The organism is Chryseobacterium sp. AG363, assembly GCF_003610675.1.
GTDB classification, from domain to species: domain Bacteria; phylum Bacteroidota; class Bacteroidia; order Flavobacteriales; family Weeksellaceae; genus Chryseobacterium; species Chryseobacterium cucumeris.
Map to the genome: position 1 here is coordinate 865,975 of NZ_RAQF01000002.1, position 22,074 is coordinate 888,048.

15 protein-coding genes are annotated in these 22,074 nt (G+C 39.1%); all 15 read left to right on the top strand.

Annotated elements, in window-relative coordinates:
* Window positions 1-36 precede the first annotated feature (36 nt).
* The 15 genes from DEU39_RS03865 to DEU39_RS03940 all read left to right on the top strand — a co-directional run bounded on the left by DEU39_RS03865 (window position 37) and on the right by DEU39_RS03940 (window position 22,021).
* The gene (locus DEU39_RS03865; protein ID WP_062669899.1) at window positions 37-720 is read left to right on the top strand and encodes an MBL fold metallo-hydrolase; all 684 of its coding nucleotides are present in this window, start codon (window positions 37-39) and stop codon (window positions 718-720) included.
* 288 nt (window positions 721-1,008) lie between these two features.
* Entirely contained in the window at window positions 1,009-2,328 is a 1,320-nt protein-coding gene (locus tag DEU39_RS03870) for an aspartate kinase (protein WP_062669897.1), read from the top strand.
* 925 nt (window positions 2,329-3,253) lie between these two features.
* Window positions 3,254-3,979, top strand: coding sequence for an NUDIX hydrolase (locus tag DEU39_RS03880; protein ID WP_062669895.1), 726 nt, complete (start codon window positions 3,254-3,256; stop codon window positions 3,977-3,979).
* A 15-nt stretch (window positions 3,980-3,994) separates the two neighbouring features.
* On the top strand, window positions 3,995-5,479 hold the full coding sequence (locus DEU39_RS03885; RefSeq protein ID WP_110009769.1) for a xylulokinase: 1,485 nt from the start codon (window positions 3,995-3,997) through the stop codon (window positions 5,477-5,479).
* Window positions 5,480-5,585: 106 nt separating this feature from the next.
* Complete coding sequence (gene xylA / locus DEU39_RS03890; protein ID WP_062669891.1) at window positions 5,586-6,914, top strand: xylose isomerase; 1,329 nt, start codon at window positions 5,586-5,588, stop codon at window positions 6,912-6,914.
* Between the two features lie 93 nt (window positions 6,915-7,007).
* Window positions 7,008-9,902 carry a SusC/RagA family TonB-linked outer membrane protein gene (locus tag DEU39_RS03895; protein ID WP_062669889.1) on the top strand — a complete coding sequence of 965 codons (2,895 nt, stop codon included), beginning with the start codon at window positions 7,008-7,010 and terminating at the stop codon, window positions 9,900-9,902.
* A 12-nt stretch (window positions 9,903-9,914) separates the two neighbouring features.
* Window positions 9,915-11,873 carry a RagB/SusD family nutrient uptake outer membrane protein gene (locus DEU39_RS03900; RefSeq protein ID WP_120231001.1) on the top strand — a complete coding sequence of 653 codons (1,959 nt, stop codon included), beginning with the start codon at window positions 9,915-9,917 and terminating at the stop codon, window positions 11,871-11,873.
* Window positions 11,874-11,952: 79 nt separating this feature from the next.
* The gene (gene uxuA / locus DEU39_RS03905; RefSeq protein ID WP_120231002.1) at window positions 11,953-13,128 is read left to right on the top strand and encodes a mannonate dehydratase; all 1,176 of its coding nucleotides are present in this window, start codon (window positions 11,953-11,955) and stop codon (window positions 13,126-13,128) included.
* Window positions 13,129-13,160: 32 nt separating this feature from the next.
* Window positions 13,161-13,976: an SDR family oxidoreductase gene (locus tag DEU39_RS03910; protein WP_120231003.1), complete on the top strand. Its 816-nt coding sequence runs from the start codon at window positions 13,161-13,163 to the stop codon at window positions 13,974-13,976.
* Window positions 13,977-14,104: 128 nt separating this feature from the next.
* Window positions 14,105-15,523, top strand: a complete 1,419-nt coding sequence (gene uxaC / locus DEU39_RS03915; RefSeq protein ID WP_120231004.1) for a glucuronate isomerase — start codon at window positions 14,105-14,107, stop codon at window positions 15,521-15,523.
* A gap of 4 nt (window positions 15,524-15,527) precedes the next feature.
* Entirely contained in the window at window positions 15,528-16,526 is a 999-nt protein-coding gene (locus DEU39_RS03920) for a sugar kinase (protein WP_120231005.1), read from the top strand.
* The gene (locus DEU39_RS03925) at window positions 16,523-17,155 is read left to right on the top strand and encodes a bifunctional 4-hydroxy-2-oxoglutarate aldolase/2-dehydro-3-deoxy-phosphogluconate aldolase (RefSeq protein WP_120231006.1); all 633 of its coding nucleotides are present in this window, start codon (window positions 16,523-16,525) and stop codon (window positions 17,153-17,155) included. Before DEU39_RS03920 ends, DEU39_RS03925 begins: the two co-directional genes overlap by 4 nt.
* A gap of 4 nt (window positions 17,156-17,159) precedes the next feature.
* Window positions 17,160-18,434, top strand: coding sequence for an MFS transporter (locus DEU39_RS03930; RefSeq protein WP_120231007.1), 1,275 nt, complete (start codon window positions 17,160-17,162; stop codon window positions 18,432-18,434).
* A gap of 174 nt (window positions 18,435-18,608) precedes the next feature.
* On the top strand, window positions 18,609-20,327 hold the full coding sequence (locus DEU39_RS03935; protein ID WP_120231008.1) for a glycoside hydrolase family 43 protein: 1,719 nt from the start codon (window positions 18,609-18,611) through the stop codon (window positions 20,325-20,327).
* Between the two features lie 86 nt (window positions 20,328-20,413).
* Window positions 20,414-22,021 carry a glycoside hydrolase 43 family protein gene (locus DEU39_RS03940; protein WP_183037372.1) on the top strand — a complete coding sequence of 536 codons (1,608 nt, stop codon included), beginning with the start codon at window positions 20,414-20,416 and terminating at the stop codon, window positions 22,019-22,021.
* The last annotated feature ends 53 nt before the right edge of the window (window positions 22,022-22,074 follow it).

Sequence of the window (22,074 nt, forward strand, 5' to 3'; positions counted from 1 at the left end):
ATCTTAGGTAGCACTGTAGATTTGTACAAAAAAAATATGCTACGTCAAATTGCTCCCGAAGTATTTCAGATTTCATTAATGCCACGAAATAGCATCAATTGCTATATAATTGAGGGTGTATTGGTAGATTCCGGAATACGGAGTTCATATCGCTCTGTAAAGAAAGCTGTCCAGAAAATTCCCGTTTATCAGCATATACTGACTCACGCCCATGCAGATCATCAGGGTTGTAGTGATCAGATTTGTGCTGAGTTTGAAATACCATTACTCTGTCATCCTAACGAAGTTTTTAGAACTGAAACAGGTATGGTAACCAACGACTATCCAACTCCACAGCATTGGATAGCAAAGCTACAGCAAAAGTACTGGGCAGGTCAGGGACATAAAGTAAAGCAGACAATTGTTGAAAATGATATCATTGGAGATTTTCGGGTAATAGAGACCCCTGGCCATTCTGCAGGTCATATTTCTTTATTCCGTGAGCGGGATGGAGTATTGATCATCGGAGATGTGGCCACAAATATGAATTTGCTTACCACAGCAGTTGGTTTGAGGCTCCCACCCAATATATTTACATCAGATCAAAGGCGAAATGTCCAATCACTCAAGAAATTGGCAACACTTAACCCTGCTATCATCTGTTTTGGTCATGGCCCCGTAATGAGAAATACCGATCGGAAGTTTGAAAAATTTGTAGAGAATTGCAGCGTTTCTGGTTAAAAATAGAACATAATGAAATTGCTTGCGTTTTATTGTTCCTATCTGAAAACTCATGATAAGAATTTTAAATTTAACTCGTACTTTTTTTATAAAGATTAACAAAAAAGTGTATATTTGCCCAGCAAAAAAAGAAAATGATATTATCTAACTTAAAAAAAGGAAAGAAACAGTACTTACGTCCAACGTCGTGAGTCATTTTCCTATTGGTTAGAAATTAAATAAAAAAGGAGCTTGTCATCACGACAGGCTCCTTTTTTTTATTGATAAAAATTAACAATTAATCTTATTATGAAAGTATTGAAATTTGGAGGGACGTCAGTAGGAAGTCCGGAACGTATCGAACAGTTATTACCAATAATCAGATCTCAGCAATCAGATAAACATTTGGTGGTTTTGTCAGCTGTTTCAGGTACAACAAATGATTTGGTGAAATTATCTGAGCTCTATGAAAACAAAGATATTGAAGCGGCCTACAAGCATATTGATGGCCTACAGCAGAAATATATAAAATTTGTAAATGAATTATTTAAAACTGAAAAAGGAATTTTGGAAGCTTTAGCTTTTATTGACAAGATTTTTGATCTTTTTTATCAGTTCAAACATAAAAATTTTTCTTCTACGGCAGAACGTATTATTCTTGCGCAAGGTGAGATTATTTCAACGACCCTTTTTCATTTATACTTAAAAGAAAAAGAAGTTTCTTCTGTATTATTATCAGCATTAGATTTTATGGTAATTGATGAAGACAAAGAACCTAATATTGATGAAATAAGAAAACAGGCAGCTGTTGAAATTGCAAAATATCCGGAAGATACTTTATTCATTACCCAAGGGTATATATGCAGAAATGCTCAGGGCGAAATTGATAATCTGCAAAGGGGAGGTTCTGATTATACCGCTTCCTTGCTGGGAGCAGCATTACAGACAGAAGAAATTCAAATCTGGACAGATATTGATGGTTTTCATAATAATGACCCGAGATATGTACAAAATACAAAATCTATAGCGAGACTTAGTTTTGATGAAGCAGCCGAACTTTCGTATTTTGGCGCTAAAATCCTTCATCCACAAAGTGTGTTTCCTGCCAGAAAATATAATGTTCCTGTAAGGTTATTAGATACCATGAATCCATCTGCCGTCGGAACATTGATTTCTGGAGAGGCTACCAATCAAAATCAAATTGTGGCAATAGCTGCTAAAGATGGAATCACGGCTATCCGTATTCAATCTTCACGTATGCTGATGGCCTATGGTTTTTTGAGAAAGGTTTTCGAAATTTTTGAACGATACAAAACACCTATAGATATGATTACAACTTCTGAAGTAGCTGTTTCTCTAACCATTGACCAAACGGAAAATCTTTCTGAAATTATAAGAGAACTAAACACCTTTTCAGCTGTTGAAATTGACAGTGAGCAATCTATTATATGTATTGTGGGGGATTTCAGGAAAAATAATCACGGATATGCAACTATTGTCTCTGAAGCAGTAAAACATATTCCAATAAGAATGATCTCCTACGGAGGAAGTGAAAATAATATTTCATTATTAGTTCCTTCAGCTTTTAAGGTAGAAGCTTTGAGATCACTGCATAACAGACTGTTTTAGAAAAATAGATAAGTACTGAAGAAAAATGATATAAAATTTGATTCAAGTTAACGATATCAAAATGTACCACAAAAATAGAGATTTCTTTAAACGGTGATGTATATGGCACAGGCATTGTTAATACTAAAAGAAGTTTTGAAGAGAAAACTTGTTTAACACCACATCACTTTATTTATAATTCATTTTGAACTTTAACCTCCCTATTGACACGGGAGGTTTTTTTATATTATAAGAATATCCAATACCATCTCTAACCTTTTTATCTGCTATCATATGAAAGAAATTGCTTATATGGTTGGATAGAGACATTGCCATGTTTTCAGGATTACAACAGGTCTTTGGTTTATCTGATCCAGAAATGAGCTTGGAATTTATCCCTAAAACCCTGGAAAAACATTGAAGGAAGCTTTTCGTAAGAAAACTGGACAAGTTAAACATGTACAGTTTTTTTACCTTTATTCATGAAATTTTCAAATAAACACGTTGCTTATATACCACTTTTTCATGTTTGCATTATGATATTAAATTGTTGTTTAAGTTAATTGTTTCGTAATTATTTGTAGTTAGAGTGTAAAAAATGGTAATCCAAAATGAAGATTTACCTCTTTTTTAATAATGAAAAGTGTGCTTTTTACATTTTTTTTTCGTCTAAAATGAAAAAAAAATTAACTCTTCTTATCATAATATTTATTCGGAAAAAAATAATCTTTTTAAGAGTATTGTAAAATTGCAATTGATTGTGAATTCATATCTTATGAAATAAGTAAGTGTAAAAACAATGATAACCTTATCATATTTTTTATACAATTCATATCATAAAAATTCGATATGTAAATCATTGATAAGCAGTAGATAATAGCGGATTTATTTTTTTTATTCAGATGAATTTTTATATTTGTAATGTTACCAAAATGTTAACGAACTAATGAATCAGAACTTTATCCATACCTATGTCTCTGTAGATTGTGTTGTATTTGGATTTGACCATGAAAACCGGTTGAATATATTACTAGTACAACGCCATGTTGATGATGTACCGTTGGAAAAACAGATCAAACTTCCAGGAAGCTTAATTTTCAGTGATGAAGATGTAGACGATGCTGCACAAAGAGTACTTCATGAACTTACAGGGATAAAAAAAATGGTTCTCAAGCAGTTTAAATGCTTTGCCGATCCTATGAGAGCAAGTAATGCGCATGATATCAAATGGATGGATCAGGAATATAAACATCATATAGACAGGATTATTACAGTTGCTTACCTTTCTCTTTGTAAAATAGATCACAAGATCAACAGTACAAAATATGAAACCGTAGACTGGTATCCTGTTGATGAGGTTCCTTTACTGCCTTTTGATCATAACAAGATTATCAATGAATCTTTAATGGAGATCAGAAAATGGATTGAATCTGACTTCTCCATTATTTTCGAACTGCTGCCAAAAAGATTCACCATAAGACAGCTCTATCAGCTCTATAGCGCTTTAAATGAAAAGAATATTGATATCAAAAATTTCCATAAAAAAATATCTTCATTCCCCTATATTGTTCCCTTGGATGAAATTCAAAAAGATGTATCACACCGTGCAGCAAGATATTACAGGTTTGATGCAAAGATTTACAAGAAAAACAATACAAAACTTATAAAATAATTCCTTTAAAAAATTATGTACTTACTAGGCTATGACATTGGCAGTTCTTCTGTGAAAGTGTGCCTCATTGAGGCGTCCAGCGGAAAAGTGATTGCTTCTGAATTTTCTCCCAAAAAAGAGATGAAAATCACTGCTATAAATCCCGGATGGGCAGAGCAAAATCCGGTAGACTGGTGGATCAATCTGAAGTTGGCACACGAAGCTGTCATGCATGAATCCGGAGTACATGCAGAAGATATTAAAGGAATCGGGATTACCTGGCAGATGCATGGGCTGATTCTTGTAGACAAAGATCAGAACCTTTTAAGACCATCCATTATCTGGTGCGACAGCCGTGCTGTACCTTATGGTGAAAAGGCTTTCAAAACCATAGGAGAAGAAAAATGTCTTTCACATCTGTTGAATTCACCGGGAAACTTTACAGCATCAAAGCTTGCCTGGGTAAAAGAAAACGAACCTGAGATCTTTGAAAAGATAGATAAAATAATGCTTCCCGGAGACTATATTGCCATGAGACTTTCAGGGCAGATAGGAATGACCATTGAAGGTTTATCAGAAGGAATATTCTGGGATTTTAAGAATAACTGCATTTCAGAAGATATTATTAACCACTATGGAATTCCTGAAAGTTTCTTCCCGGAAATTGTACCTACATTTGGTATTCAGGCAACAGTTTCAAAGGCAGCATCAGAAGAATTAGGCTTAAAGGAAGGTACACCTATTTCTTACAGAGCAGGAGACCAGCCCAACAATGCGCTTTCCCTGAATGTCTTTAATCCTGGAGAAATTGCCTCTACAGCAGGAACTTCAGGAGTGGTTTATGGAGTGCTGGACCAGCTGGAATATGATAAATTATCAAGGGTTAATACATTTGCCCATGTCAATTATACACCGGAACAGATCAGGCTTGGGGTTTTACTGTGTATCAACGGAACCGGAATTTTAAATTCCTGGCTGAAGCACAATTTTGCAACTTCGCTTTCTTCCTATGGTGATATGAATGATATGGCTTCACTTTCACCCATCGGATCTAAAGGGTTAAGCATTATTCCTTTTGGAAACGGAGCTGAAAGAGTGCTGGAAAATAAGGATACAAGCTGTTCAATTCACGGAATTAACTTCAATATCCATTCAAAAGGCGATATTCTTCGGGCAGCACAGGAAGGTATTGTATTCTCTTACGAATATGGAATGGATATCATGAGAAATATAGGCATGGATATCCAGGTGATCCGTGCTGGAAATGCCAATATGTTTTTAAGTTCGATTTTTCGCCAGTCGCTATCCAGTGTCAGCAACGCGGTTATTGAACTTTATGATACCGATGGAGCGGTAGGAGCAGCAAGAGCTGCCGGAATGGGAATAGGATTTTATTCAGATTCCAGAGAAGCATTCTCTTCACTCGAAAAAATAGCGGTGATAGAGCCCGAACACGAAAAACAGGAACAATATTTAGAAGCCTATGCCAGATGGAAACATCATCTTAACGAAATAATCTAGGACCATTACACAGCATTTTTCATCCTCTTACTGACTTTTCAGAATCAGTGAGAAGGGAATTTCTACGCAAAAAATTAAAAACAGAAATAAAAATAATCAAATAAATATGAACACTTTAACAGGTACAAAAGAGTTTTTTACAGGTATTGAAAAAATTAAGTTTGAAGGGAAAGAAAGTAAGAACCCTTTGGCATTCCGCTATTATGATGCGGAAAAGATCGTGATGGGAAAACCAATGAAAGACTGGACAAGATTTGCGATGGCATGGTGGCATACCTTATGTGCCAACGGAAGTGATCCTTTCGGAGGTCCTACCATTCACCACCCATGGGATATCGGAAACGATCCGGTAACCAGAGCAATGCACAAAATGGATGCAGGTTTCGAATTCATGTCTAAAATGGGATTCAATTATTACTGCTTCCATGATATCGATCTTGTAGACCCTGCCAGCAACTGGAAGGACTACGAGAAAAATATGCAGACTATCGTGGAATACGCCAAACAAAAGCAGCAGGAAACAGGAATTAAGCTTTTATGGGGAACAGCCAATGTTTTCACTCATGAAAGATACATGAACGGTGCTTCTACCAATCCAAATTTTGATGTAGTAGCCTGTGCAGGAACTCAGGTGAAAAACTCAATAGATGCAACGATAGCGCTTGGTGGTGAAAATTATGTCTTTTGGGGTGGAAGAGAAGGATATATGAGCCTTTTGAACACAGACATGAAGCGTGAAAAAGATCACCTTGCGCGTTTCCTTTCCATGTCAAGAGACTATGCCCGCCAGCAGGGCTTTAAAGGAACTTTCCTGATTGAGCCAAAACCGATGGAGCCTACCAAACATCAGTACGATTATGATTCTGAAACAGTAATCGGATTCCTTAGACATTACGGATTAGATAAGGATTTTAAACTGAATATTGAAGTGAATCACGCTACATTGGCAGGCCATACATTCGAACATGAGCTTCAGGTTGCAGTTGATGCAGGACTTTTAGGAAGCATTGATGCCAACAGGGGAGATTATCAGAACGGATGGGATACAGACCAATTCCCGATCGATTATTATGATATGGTTCAGGCATGGCTTGTTCTTCTTCCGGCAGGAGGTCTGGGAACCGGAGGGGTGAATTTTGATGCCAAAATCAGAAGAAATTCTATTGATGCTGAAGATCTGTTCATTTCCCACATCTCAGGAATGGATGTATTCGCAAAAGGTCTTCTTGCTGCAGCTGATATCCTTGAAAATTCAGATTACAAAAAGCTGAGAACAAACCGTTATGCTTCTTTTGATAACGGAAACGGAAAAGCATTTGAAGAAGGCACACTTACACTGGAAGATCTGCAGAGAATAGCTCACGAAATCGGCGAACCACAGCCAAAAAGCGGAAAACAGGAATTGTTTGAAGCCATCGTGAATATGTATATATAATTAAAAATAAAAGGCTTATAAACACTAAGGATTTTTATACACAATAATTATTAAAGAGCCTTTTATTCAACAACTAATATTAAAATAATAATTATGAACCGATTTTATTTCAATAAAAGCAATAGAGCAGCACTGTTTTTTGCAATGACTCTGTTGCCTTGCGGCATAGCATATTCACAGGTTAAGAAAGATACAGTAGCTAAAGAAAATAAAATAGATGAAGTTGTTGTGATAGGATATGGAACCCAGAGAAAAGAAGCTGTGACAGGTTCTGTAGCCACTGTAAAAGGAGATGCCTTGCGTGAAGTACCTTCTGCCAACATTACCCAGGCATTACAGGGAAGGACAGCTGGGGTAGATATCTCGCAAACATCTACAAAACCGGGTGCTGCCATGCAGATTCGTATCAGGGGAACACGATCTCTTACAGGAGATAATAACCCGCTGATTGTATTGGATGGTATTCCTTTCGTAGGTTCACTGGGAGATATAAGCTCTAGTGACATCAAAAGTATTGATATTCTCAAAGATGCTTCTGCTACAGCCATTTATGGATCAAGAGGAGCAAACGGTGTTATCCTTGTTACCACCAACAGAGGGGCAAAAGGACAGAGACCTAAATTCAGTTATAACACCTTTACAGGAGTTCAGACCTTATTTTCAAAATATCCGATGATGGATGGTCCTAAATTTGCGCAGTTGCGTGCTTATGCCATTCCAGCAGGAAATACAACACCTTTGTATTCCAACGGGGCGGATGAAAATAGCAGTGTTAATACAGACTGGCAAAGTTTGTATTATAAACCTGCCATGATGACGAGTCATGATATTGGCGTATCTGGAGGAACAGAAGGTGGAAATTATAATGTAGGCTTGTCATACTTCAAGCAAAACGCATTAATCCCTATTCAAAGTTATGAAAGATTTGCTCTTCGTATGGCGATTGATCAGCAGGTGGGATCTATCTTTAAGTTCGGTTTCACTACCAATACAAACTATTCCGTTTCTGAAGGAAATGGGGTAAACCCGGGAGCTGTTTTAGGATATTCTCCTATTGCTAATCCTTACAATGCGGACGGAACTCCGAAAAGAGTAATGAGTACAGCTGGCGGTATCGATCAGACATGGATTTATACAAGAGGAAGCCTGGGGAATCTGGGAGATAAATATATCGATGAGACCAAGGCCTTCGCATCCTATAACAATCTTTACGGGGAAGCCAGCCTTCCGATCAAAGGATTAAAGTACAGATTAAATGTAGGGTTGGATTACCGTACTTCAAACAGCGGAAATTACTCCGGTGTAGGAGTCTTTAATACAAATCCTCTAGGTCCTTCCGCAGCCGGAAGAGGGAATAACCAGACCTACCACTGGGTGTTGGAAAACCTTTTAACGTATGACCGTACATTTGGTAAGCATAAAGTAAATGCTGTAGCACTTTATTCAGCAGAACAGAATAAGTATACAAGCTCATACATGAGTGCAAAGAATGTTCCGGCAGACTTTTTCCAGTATTATAACTTAGGACAGTCGCCTCAGGCTGATATTACCGTAAGACCTGAAGACCAGGTGTACTGGAAAACAGGCCTGCTTTCAGCGATGGGAAGAATCATGTATACGTATGATAACAGGTATATGCTTACGGCGACACTTCGTGCTGACGGATCTTCAAGGCTTGCTCCGGGAAACAAGTGGCACACCTATCCCGCATTATCACTAGGGTGGAATGTTACCAATGAATCTTTCATGCAGAATATCAAAGTGATTAATCTCCTTAAATTCAGAGCCGGATGGGGACAGACTTCCAATCAGGCAGTAGATCCATATTCTACGATGGGAAGATTTAACGTTGCTCCTTATAATTACGGAAGTGCAGGAAGTACAGGAATCTATGGAAATCAGCCGCCTAACCCAAGCCTGGGATGGGAATATTCAAAAACACAAAACTACGGAGTAGATTTCGGGATCTTGAACAACCGCCTTACGGGGAGTGTGGAGTATTACAAAACCCATACCTATGACCTGTTAACACAGAAAAGCCTTCCGGCATCAAGCGGATGGTCTTCCATTGTTTCCAATGTAGCAGAAACAGAAAATAAAGGAGTTGAAGTTTCTTTAAACGGGGTTATTTTCGATAATCCGGATGGATTTACATGGGAAGCAGGAGTTAATTTCTATACCAATAAAAACAAAATTTTATCGCTTGCATCAGGAACAGAACGTGACATCAATAACTCATGGTTTGTAGGGCATAATATCAATTCATTATACGATTATCAGTACATCGGCCTTTGGCAGGCAGGCGATCCTTACCAGAATATTCTGGAACCGGGTACTGCTGCAGATGTTGTAGGATCTATCAAAGTTCTTTACACCGGAGGTTATAATGCTGACGGAACACCGGTAAGAGCAATTGGACCGGATGACAGACAGATTTTTGATACGGCTCCGAAATTCCAGGGAGGATTTAATATGCGCTTTGCTTACAAAAATTTTGAACTGAGCACAGTCGGAGCTTTTCAGCATGGGGGAATTTTGGTAAGTACCATTTATGGATCTGCAAGTTATCTTAATCGATTAACGGGAAGAGGAAATAACGTAGATGTAGACTACTGGACAGAAGACAATACAGGAGCTTATTTTCCACGTCCGGGGCGCCATCTGAGTGGTGATAATCCGAAGTATTCTTCTACTTTAGCTATGTTTGATGCTTCTTATCTTAAGCTTCGTACCATTACCTTAGGATATAATGTTAACAAAGATTTTTTAAAAGACCTGAAAATTACCAGCTTAAGAATTTACTTCACCGTAACCAATCCTGTTGTACTATTCTCACCGTATCATAAGTTCTCAGGGATGGATCCGGAACCGAACTCTTTCGGAAATGAAAATCAGGCGGTAAGCGGATATCAGAGCCGCCAGCTTGTTATAGGAACCAATAACCCTTCCACAAGAAATTACTTAATGGGACTTAACTTAACCTTTTAAAACTGTATTGTCATGATAAATTTTAATAAAAAACTGTTATTAGGAGCAATCTTTTTATCCTTAACATTTACAGGTTGTAATGAAATTCTTGATGAACAGCCAAGATCAATATATACCGCTGATTATTTTAATACACCGGATGGTGTTAATCAGGGATTTACGGCTTTATACAGGCAGATGAGATTACTGTACGGCAATGGCTACTTTATGAGCAATTGTCAGAACGGAACTGACGAATCTACCTGGGCACAGAGTGCGGACGGTAACTTTAAGGAATTAGATATGTCCGGAAACGGGATTATCAATTCCAATACCTTTCCTACAAGTATGGTCTGGAACTCTGTATTCCCGTATATCAATACTGCCAACGGAATTATTGAAAAAGGACCAGGATTCGGAATCGCAGAATCTATGATCTCTGAAGCCCGTTTCTTCCGCGGTTTTTACTATTTCATGCTTGTACAAACGTATGGAGGAGTTCCACTGGATTTAGGAACAGGAGAACTGAAATATAACACTTTACCTTCCACCTCTTCCGTAAGAAATACCGTACCGGAAGTATACACAAAAACTGTTTTTGCTGACCTTAAAAAAGCAATAGAAAATCTGCCGGCATCACCAAGGGTAACCGGAGGTGTCACTAAAAATGTAGCAAGACTAATGCTTGCCAAAGCCTATCTTACTTACGGATGGTGGCTGCAGAATCCAAACGGAATTCCAACGTATCCTGAAGCAGCAAGAACTGACCCGGACGGACACAATGCCCAATGGTATTTCCAGCAGGCTTATGATATTGCCTTGGAAGGAATCAATAATCCCGGTCCTTATGCGCTTCAGCCTACCTTCTATGATGTGAATGTAGGTTCAAATGACAGAAATACCGAATCGATGTTGTATGCAGATCATACTCAGTCGAGCACATACTATAACGAAAGTGATCCTGTAGGATTCGGATCAGGCTGGGCTCCGGACAATTTTGCAGCATGGATGCAGACCTGGAACTATACTGCCATCAAAAGTAGTAAAACAACAGCATGGTTAGGGGCAGACATTGTTAGCCCCGTACAGAGAGAAGCATCACAGCCTTTGGGACGTCCTTGGGTTCGTATGTGTCCTACCTTGGGAGTTATTAAAAATACTTTTGCAGATAAAACCAACGATTCCCGTTATGACGGAACTTTTGTAACCACTTACAGAGGAAACTGGAACAAGAATGGAACGGGATTAACTACGGTTCCCGTACTTTATAATGCCAATAATCTACCTGTACAGCCAGGAGGTGCTATTTTAAGCTTCCTTAATGATGACAGCCAGACTCCTTCTTATCCTACGGGAGCAGGGCAAAGTGGTGTGGGAGCAGGAACTCTGTCAGGAAGAGCAGACTGGGTCATTGCACCGAACGGAATCAGCAGAATTGTATATCCTGGTCTTTGGAAAATAGGAACTTACCGTACCGATGATCCAAACGGCTTAGGATATCCGAATGCAGGATTAACACGTCCTTTCAGCGTTGCCAAATTCTCAGAATTCTATTTTATTGCCGCAGAAGCAGCTGTAAAAGGGGCTTCAGGAGCTATGACAGCCAGAGATCTTATCAACGTCATCCGTGCCCGTGCCGGAAAATGGAAGTTCAATAATGCACAGAATACCGCTTATGTAGCAGATAACAGTGCCGCAATGACTGCTGCTACGCCATCTGTAATTACCATTGATTATATCCTTGCAGAAAGATCCCGTGAATATTACGGAGAATTCTACAGATGGTATGATCTGGTACGTACACAGAAGTGGGGAGATTATGCGGCAAGTTATCAGATTGGAGGAGCTTCTTATGGAGATCATGCTCCGCAAACGGTTACTAGAACGATAAAACCATTTCATTATCTGAGACCGATTCCTCAGAACCAGATCGATGCCATGGAAGTATCGGCAGATATTAAAGCAAAATATCAGAATCCGGGATACAATTAATTTCATTCTACATTCATATCAGTAACAGAGTAGGTGTGAAAAGCACCTGCTTTGTTTATCTGAATTAAATTTTAAAACTATGGAAAAAACCTGGCGTTGGTTTGGCAAAAAAGACAAAATAGCACTCAGCACACTTCGTCAAATAGGAGTAGAAGGAATTGTTTCTGCCCTGCACGATATCCCCAACGGAGAAATCTGGAATTCAGAGTCCATCAATGATTATAAAAACTATATAGAAAGCCACGGACTTCGCTGGTCTGTTGTGGAAAGTCTTCCCGTAAGCGAAGCCATCAAATACGGAGGTGAAGACCGTGACTCTTTAATAGAAAATTATATCACAAGCCTTGAAAATCTGGGTAAAGCAGGAGTTACAACAGTTTGCTACAACTTTATGCCTGTTCTCGACTGGGCAAGGACCGATCTTTTTCACGAATGGGAAGATGGTTCATCCTCACTTTATTTTGACAAAGCCAAGTTTGCGTACTTCGAAATTCATATCCTTAAAAGGGAAGGTGCAGAAAACGATTACAGTCCGGAAACCCTTCAAAAAGTAGAAGAATTAAAAAATACATTAACAGAAAAAGATAATCATGACCTGATAGACTCAGTCATTGTAAAAACACAGGGATTCGTGAACGGAAATATCAAAGATGGTGAATTGAATCCTGTAGAAAAGTTCAAAAGTCTGCTGGCTTTGTACGATGGTATAGATAAGCATCAGCTTCGTCAGAACATGAAATATTTCCTTGAAAAAATAATGCCTGTCTGTGAAAAATGGAGTATCCAGATGTGTGTACATCCTGATGATCCGCCTTTTTCATTACTGGGATTACCAAGAATAGTGACCAATGAAGAAGATATTGACTGGCTGCTGCAGGCTGTTGATAACCCTCACAACGGAGTAACCTTCTGTGCCGGATCTCTCAGTGCCAACCTTCAGAATGATGTTCCAAAGCTTGCGCAAAAATTTGCTCACCGTACCAAATTCGTTCACCTGAGAAGTACAAATGTCTTTGAAAACGGCGATTTCATCGAGGCTCATCATCTGGGAGGAAGAGGAAAGCTCATTGAAGTGATCCGTGTATTCGAAAAAGAAAATCCTGATCTTCCTATGAGGATTGACCATGGTAGACTTTTAACGGAAGATATTGATAAAGGATATAATCCCGGTTACTCATTTTTAGGAAGAATGCTGGCATTGGGCCAGATAGAAGGAGTAATGGCTGCCGTTCAGTCAGAATTACAGAAAAATTAATCTGCGTTTGTAATAAAATAGTAAAAAGTAAAATGAAAGACCTGTTTAGTATTAAAAACAAAGTAGCAGTCATCACAGGGGCTTCAGGCGTTTTGGGAGGCAGCCTTGCCAAAAGTTTTATAGAGGCCGGAGCAAAAGTTGTCGCACTGGGAAGAAACCAGGAAACACTGGATGCCCGGGTAAAAGAACTTACAGATTTGGGCGGGGATGCACTTGCTGTAGAAGCCAATGTGATGGATATTGAAAGCCTTGAAGCCGCTTCCTTGAAAATAAAAGAAAAGTATGGCAGCATTGATATTCTGCTCAATATAGCAGGTGGAAACATTCCGTCAGCAACCTTATCACCCGAACAGTCATTTTTTGATATGGATATGAAAGGATGGGCTGAGGTTACCGATCTCAATATCAACGGGACAGTTTACCCCAGCTATGTTTTCGGAAAAGTAATGGCGGAGCAGGGAAGCGGAAACATTATTAATATTTCTTCCATGGCTGTGTATTCAGCAATTACAAGAGTAGCCGGATATTCTGCCGCCAAATCCGCAATCACCAATTTTACCCAATGGCTGGCCTCTGATATGGCATTGAAGTTCGGAGATAAAATACGCGTTAATGCTGTAGCACCAGGATTTTTCATTGGTGATCAGAACCGTGCTATTCTGTTGAATCCGGACGGAAGCTTAACCGAAAGAAGTAAAAAAGTAATGGCCAAAACACCCATGCAGAGATTTGGAGAAGTAGAAGAACTGAATGGGGTTGTACAGTTTCTGTGTTCAGATGCTGCAAGTTTCATCACAGGAGCACTGATTCCTGTTGACGGAGGTTTCAGCGCATTCAGCGGAGTATAAAAAGCTAATTTCTTCATATCATCAAACAGGACCTTAGTGGTTTCATTAAGGGTTCTGTTTTTAAAATGCCGGCTTTCATGAAGTCAGAAATAAACGACAATTAAAATCCAGGATTGTAATAACAAATAATGAGTAATTCCACTAAAAATAAAGACGTTTTCGGAGAATTGTTTTTGCTTGAAGCAGCAAAAGCAGAAAATCTGTATTTCGGTTATGCTAAAGATATGCCGGTTATTGATTATCACAATCATCTTGAGCCGGATGTTATTGCTGCCAATCAAAACTTCCGTTCTCCAGCAGCTATCTGGCTGGATGGTGACCATTACAAATGGAGAGCCATGAGAAATTTTGGTATTGATGAACAGTTTATTTCAGGAAATGCTTCAGATCAGGAAAAATTCATGAAATGGGCAGAAGTGTTACCGTATACTCTTCGTAATCCTTTGTTTCACTGGACGCATCTGGAGCTCAAAAATCCTTTTGGTATCAACGAGTATTTATCACCCAATAATGCAGATACGGTGTATCATCAGATGAATGAAAGTCTGCAGACAGACGGCTTTTTACCACAATCCATCATTCAGAATTTTAAGGTAGAAGCGTTGTGCACTACAGATGATCCTGCTGATGATCTGGTTCATCACAAGGCTTTAAAAAACAGTGGATTTAACACAGCTGTTCTTCCGGCTTTCCGCCCTGATGCCTATATCAATATGATTAATCCTGAACAGTATCTTTCAGGAATTAAAAAGCTTGAAAAAGTATGTGGATTTTCCATCGTGTCAGCTTCTGATCTGTTGAATGCACTTCAGTCCAGAATCAATTATTTTGTGGAAGCAGGAGCAAAAGTAGCTGATCACGGCTTTGAATATTTCCCGGATACGACAAAGTGGAATCAAAACCTTGAAAAAGAATTTTCCGGATTCCTGAAAGGGAATATTTCAACATTTTCCGATCCGGATGCCTTATGCGGCTATATGCTGAAAGAGCTTTGCAAAATGTATGCAGAAAAAGGCTGGGTACAGCAGTTTCATGTAGGGGCAACCCGAAACAACAATTCAGAAATGTTCAGAAAAATGGGAGCCAATGCAGGATATGATGCCATTGGAGAACCATATTATGCACAGCGATTGAGCGTTTTGCTGGATGCATTGAATTCAGAAGAAAAACTGGCCAAAACCATTATATACAATCTGAATCCGGCATTTAATGAAGTTCTGGCATCCCTTGCCGGAAACTTCAATGAAGGAGGAATCAAATCCAAGGTACAGTTTGGAGCAGCCTGGTGGTTTCTTGATCAGCTCGACGGGATGACCAAACAGATGAACACACTTTCCAATATCGGTTTGATAAGCACTTTTGTCGGCATGTTGACCGATTCCCGAAGCCTGCTGTCATTCTCAAGACATGATTATTTCAGAAGGCTTTTGTGCAATCTGTTCGGAAGTGAAATGGAAAGAGGTCTTCTTCCCGATGATGAAAAATGGGTAGGAAAGATCATTCAGGATATCTGTTATCACAATACAAAAAATTATTTTGAAATCTAATACCATGCAGGACTCGACGAAAATACTATGTTTCGGGGAACTGCTTCTCCACTTTGCCCCGGATTCCGAAGGAAACTGGCTGAATGAGCAGTCTCTTAAGATGTATATAGGCGGAGCAGAATACAATGTAGCAGCAGCACTTTCCCAATGGAAAAATTCTGTGAAATTGTTATCAGCTTTACCGGAGAATTTCGTAGGAAACCAGCTGGAATCCCAGCTTAACAATAAAGGAATAGAAATCCTTGCAGAAAAAACTCAAGGGAGAATAGGAACATTTTACCTTTCTTCTGATGGAGATATGCAGAACGCTTCAGTGGTTTACGACCGATTTCCGTCTGTTTTTACCCAGTCGGATTTTGAAACTTTCAGTGATGATGAACTATTTTCAGGAGTAAAATGGCTGCATATCAGTACCATCACACCGGCTTTGAGTGACAATGCATTCCGCAAATGTTTACAGATCATGAAAGAAGCCAGAACAAGAAATATTACAGTTTCTCTGGACCTGAATTACAGAGCATTGCTTTGGCAAAACCAGAATCCTCACAAAATTAAAGAGCTGATGCCTTTTGTGAATGTCCTTATGGGAAATATCTGGTCTGTTGGGCAGTTCCTGGATATTCCGGTTAAATATGAGCTTAACGGAAAATTCGATGATGAAAATCTTCTGAAACAGGCTGAAAAAACAGCGTTGGAAATCCGGAAACAGTTCCCGGCTGTGGAAAAAATTGCAAATACTTTCCGCTTTACAAACGGAGAACAGGTGAATTACTTTGCCACCTTATTTGCTGATGAGAAACTTTTGATTTCAGAAAAATATAATTCAGATAAAATCGAGGAAAGGGTAGGAAGCGGTGATTCTTTCATGGCGGCCTTGATTCATGGAATTTTAAAAGGAAATTCTGATGAGCAGATCCTTGAGGATGCGACAAAAGTTGCTTTTAAAAAACTTTTTGTAAAGGGAGATACCATTGATGAAAGCATAAATATCGAGAAATTATGAGTGAAATACTACAAAAAATAAAAGACCAGAAAATAGTTCCGTTATTCTATAACGAATCGTTTGAGGTCTCAAAAAATATCGTAAAAGCTTTATACGAAGCAGGAATCCGTGTGATAGAATATACCAACCGCGGCCATCAGGCATTGGAAAATTTCACTAAGCTGAAAGAAATTTCCCATACAGAATTTCCTGGTCTTCTGTTAGGAATCGGAACGGTGAAAAACATAAAAGAAATGGATGATTATGCTCATGCAAAAGCAGATTTTATCATTACACCGGTTATCAGTGAAGCATTGGTAAACCATGCTCTCGAAAAAAATCTCCTTCTGATTCCGGGCTGCTTTACCCCTTCTGATATCAATATCGCGCATCAGAATGGGTTAACACTGGTTAAAATATTTCCGGCTGATGCCTTAGGAAAGAACTACATCAAATCGGTACAGCCTGTTTTTCCGGGAATGAATTTTATGCCCACCGGAGGAATCCATGCTGAAACTGAAGATATCAGTGAATGGCTCAATGGAGGTGCCATAGCAGCAGGGCTGGGAAGCTCTCTCATCGGAAAAGATGTTAATGAAGAAGAACTGACTCTGAAAACAAAAAAATTATTACAACAACTTAATCAATAACTCAATGCAGGCTCCTCAAAACCGCAATATAAGATGGTGGATGCTGTCTCTTGTCTTTCTCGCCACTACGATCAATTATCTTGACCGTCAGGTAATGGGTTTGCTGAAACCTGTGCTGGAAAAAGAATTCAGCTGGGATGAAAAAGATTACAGCTATATCGTCATGGCCTTTACCACGACATATGCCATCGGTTATATGGCGATGGGGAGGTTTATAGACAAGGTCGGAACCAAAATCGGGTATGCGGTTTCCCTTATTGTATGGAGTTTGGCCTCGATAGGACATGGTCTTGTCAAAAGTACCATCGGGTTTATCATTGCGAGAAGCACGTTGGGAATCAGTGAAGCAGGAAACTTTCCTGCTGCCATCAAATCAGTGGCTGAATGGTTTCCCAAAAAAGAAAGAGCACTGGCAACGGGAATTTTTAACTCAGGAGCAACGGTGGGAGCTATTTTGGCGCCGCTATTGGTTCCGTTCATTCTTGGGCATTACGGCTGGAGGCAGACTTTTGTGTGGATTGGAGCTTTGGGCATGATTTGGATTATCCTTTGGTGGAAATTTTATGCCGTACCGGAAAAAACAAAAAATCTCAGCAAGGAAGAACTGCAGTACATTAAAAGTGATCAGGCTGAAAAAGCAGAAGAGAAAACCAAAATTCCTTTATCGGAATTACTGAAATATAAAGTAACATGGTCATTTGCCATCGGTAAGATATTAACCGATCCTATCTGGTATTTCTTCATGTTCTGGCTGCCGGCCTATTTCTCGGATGTATTTAAAATGGATTTAACCAAACCATCTCTTCCGTTAATTATTATTTACAGCGGAACCACGATCGGAAGTATTGGTGGAGGATATCTCTCATCATTTCTGATCAAAAAAGGCTGGGCCATCGGAAGAGCCAGAAGCATTACCATGTTATTGTTTGCTTTGATGGTAGTTCCGGTCATGTTCTCAAAATATGTAGATAATATGTGGATGATCACAATCATCATTGCCTTTGCAACAGCTGCACATCAAGGATGGGGAGCCAATCTTATGACTACGGTCGGAGATCAGTTACCCAACAATTATGTCAGTTCTGTCATTGGTTTTGGCGGAATGCTGGGCTCAGCGGCAGGAATCATTTTTCCCCTTTTTATCGGAATTGTTCTCGATGCCTTTAAAAAATCAGGAAATATCAACGGAGGCTACAATATTATATTTTTCATAGCCGGAATATCCTATGTTACAGCCTGGGGATTAATTAAAATAGTCAACCGGAAGAAAACCGCTTAAAATATATAACGATCGGTAAACGATTATAATGATAAATATAAATGCCATTTGCTGAGTATAACGACTTGGCGAACCTTAAAAAGATAGTCGTTAAAAAATTTGCGGACTTAGCGTTAAAAAGAACAACACCTATTCAAAAATATACATTTTAAAAACTATAAAAAAAGAATAACAATGAAACAGAATATAATGAATTTAGCTTTTTTCAGGAATAAAACGAATATCCTTGCAGCAGCAGCTTTGCTCTCGGTGACTACTATTTCTGCCCAGACTTTCTCAGACTTCAATTACCGTGGAAACGATAAAATATACAATGATAACCCTCTTAAACCAGACGAATTTTATTCCCCGATTCTTCAGGGCTGTTATCCCGATCCCAGTATTACCAGAAAAGGCGAAGATTACTATCTCGTAAACTCTTCATTTTCAATGTTTCCGGGAGTTCCTATTTTTACTTCTAAAGATCTTGTGAACTGGAAACAGGTAGGGCACGTTCTGGACAGACCTTCACAGCTTAAGGTTGAAAATTCAGGCGTTTCCCATGGAATTTATGCCCCGGACATCAAATACAATAAGCACAACGATACTTTTTATATGATCACTACCCAGTTTGCAGGTGGTATTGGAAATATGGTCGTAAAAACCAAAGATCCGGCAAAAGGATGGAGCGAAGTTCAGAAACTCAATTTTGAAGGTATTGATCCTGCTATTTTCTTTGATGATGATGGAAAAGCATATATCGTTCATAATGATGCTCCACCACAAGGTAGCGAGCAGTACAACGGCCACCGTGTGATTAAGATGTGGGATTATGATCTCGAAAAAGACCAGGTAGTTCCGGGTTCGGATAAAATTATTGTAAACGGAGGGGTAGACCTTTCCCAAAAACCCATCTGGATTGAAGGGCCTCATATTTACAAAAAGAATGGCAAATATTACCTGATGTGTGCAGAAGGAGGAACCGGTGGTAATCACAGTGAAGTTATTTTTATGTCCGATTCTCCCAAAGGACCTTACGTTCCGGCTGATAATAATCCGATTCTGACGCAGCGCTATTTCCCAAAAGACCGAAAAGAAAAAGTAGACTGGGCAGGTCATGCAGATCTGGTAGAAACACCGGAAGGCCAATATTATGGAGTATTTCTGGCAATACGTCCGAACGAGAAAAACAGAGTTAACAAAGGCCGTGAAACATTCATCCTTCCAATTGACTGGAGCGGAAAATTCCCGGTTTTCCAAAACGGGCTGGTTCCAATGAAACCAAAACTGAAATTACCTGCTGGAGTTCAGAATCAAAACGGACAAAACGAATTTTTACCCAATGGAAACTTTACTTATGCTGATAAGCTGACCGATAAAAACCTTGACTACCGATGGATTGCCATGCGCGGACCGCGTGAAAACTTCATTACTGCAACAAAAAATGGTGTAAAAGTGAATCCAATGGAAACGAACATCAAAGCGTTGGCTCCGATTTCATCTTTGTTCCACAGATTACAGCACGAAGACTTCGAAACTTCCGTAACCCTGGATTATAAACCAAAATCGCAAAAAGAATTGGCTGGAATTACCCTCTACCAAAGCGAAACATTCAATTATGTTTTCGGAATCACGAAAAAAGATAAAGATTTCTACATCGTATTGGAAAGAACAGAAAAAGGCCAATCAAAGCTGATCGCCAGCGAGAAGATTTCATTATCCAAACCGGTTAAACTGCAGGTTGTTGCCGATAAAGATGAACATAGCTTTAATTATTCACTGGATGGCACGAATTATAAAAATTTGGGAGGACCGGTTTCAGGAGATATTCTTTCTACTGATGTAGCGGGAGGCTTTACAGGAAGCCTTATCGGGCTTTACAGTACATCTTCCAATGATATTGTACCGAATTAAGTTAGTATTAGCAATGTCACACTGAGCTTGTCGAAGTGTTCCTTTTAAGATTGTAAAGAATTAAATCGAACCAAAATATCAAAACCTTGAAAATCAAAAAATCTTATATAGTTTCTTTATTGGGATTTATCGGGCTGAATCTTCTTTCAGCCCAGGTAAATCCTTCCGGAAAACAGAGTACTGCATTTACCAATCCCATCATCTGGGCAGATGCACCGGATTTATCCATTACCAGAAACGGAAACGATTTTTACCTGATCAGTACCACCATGCATCTGATGCCGGGAGCTCCGGTAATGCATTCCAGGGATTTGGTACATTGGGAAATGTCTGGTTATGTTTTCGATACTTTGAATGACAACTCGAAATATGATTTATTGAACGGAACCGTTTACGGCAGAGGTCAATGGGCTTCTTCAATCCGTTATCATAAAGGAAAATATTACGTTTTATTCTCTCCGAATGATGAACCTTTCAAATCTTATTTCTATGTGACTGATGATCCTGAAAAAGGAAAATGGAAGCTGATCACCAGAACACGGCATTTTCATGATGCTTCACTGTTTTTTGATGACGATAACAGAATATATGTTTTCACTTCCAACAAAGTTTTTGAACTGAGCCCCGATTTTAAAGAAGTGATCGGAAATCCTGATGGAACTGAGGTATTTCAGAAAGATGCTTCGGAAACCGGACTTCTGGAAGGCAATCAGATCATCAAAAGAAACGGGAAATATTATATGATGATGATATCCTGGCCCAAAAACGGAAAACGCCGCCAGGTCGTCTACAGAGCAGATAAAGTGATAGGCCCTTACGAGAAAAAAGTTGTTTTGGAAGATAATTTTTTAGGATTTTCCTACGCAGGTCAGGGAGCTTTGATAGATGATAAAAATGGAAACTGGTATTCCCTTATTTTTCAGGACAGAAACGGCGTAGGGCGTGTTCCGCTGCTGCTGCCTGTTCAATGGGAAAACGACTGGCCGATATTGGGAGATAACGGAAAAGTTCCTTTGAAAGGAGAAGTTCCGCTTCCGCTATTCAAAGCAAAAAATCATTTGGTGGAAAGCGATGAGTTCTCTGATAAAACAATGAAAATCCAGTGGCAATGGAATCATAATCCGGTGAATGAAGCCTGGTCTTTATCCGAAAGAAAAGGCTTTCTGAGACTGAAAACCAGCAGAGTCGTAGACAATCTGTACGCTGCACCCAATACTTTGACCCAGAGAATGGAAGGCCCAACTTCGTCAGCAGTTGTGGCAATGGATCTTAAAGGAATGAAAGATGGAGACGTTGCAGGTTTCAGTGCTTTCAACGGAGATTCCGGGATCTTGTCAGTAGTGAAGGAAGGTGAAGAAAAATTCATTGTTTTTTCAACCAATGAAGTAAGTCTGGAAAGCAAAACCAAAGCGATTACAGGAGTTAAAAAAGAAGAGAAAAAACGGATTCCTCTCAATTCGGATACGGTTTTTCTCCGTATTGATGCTGATTTTAACCTCGGGAAAGATCTTGCAGACTTTTATTACAGTACCGATCAGAAGAAATGGACCGAAATGGCAAAAGACTACAAAATGATCTTTGATTACCGGAGATTTTTTATGGGATCCAAATTTGCAGTTTTCAATTATGCCACTAAAAATACCGGAGGTTTCGTAGATGTTGATTTTTTTAGGATCAATGAAACTGGAAAATAATAAGCAGAAGCACAGAAAATGTGTGATAAATAAGCAAAGAAATAATACGCTAT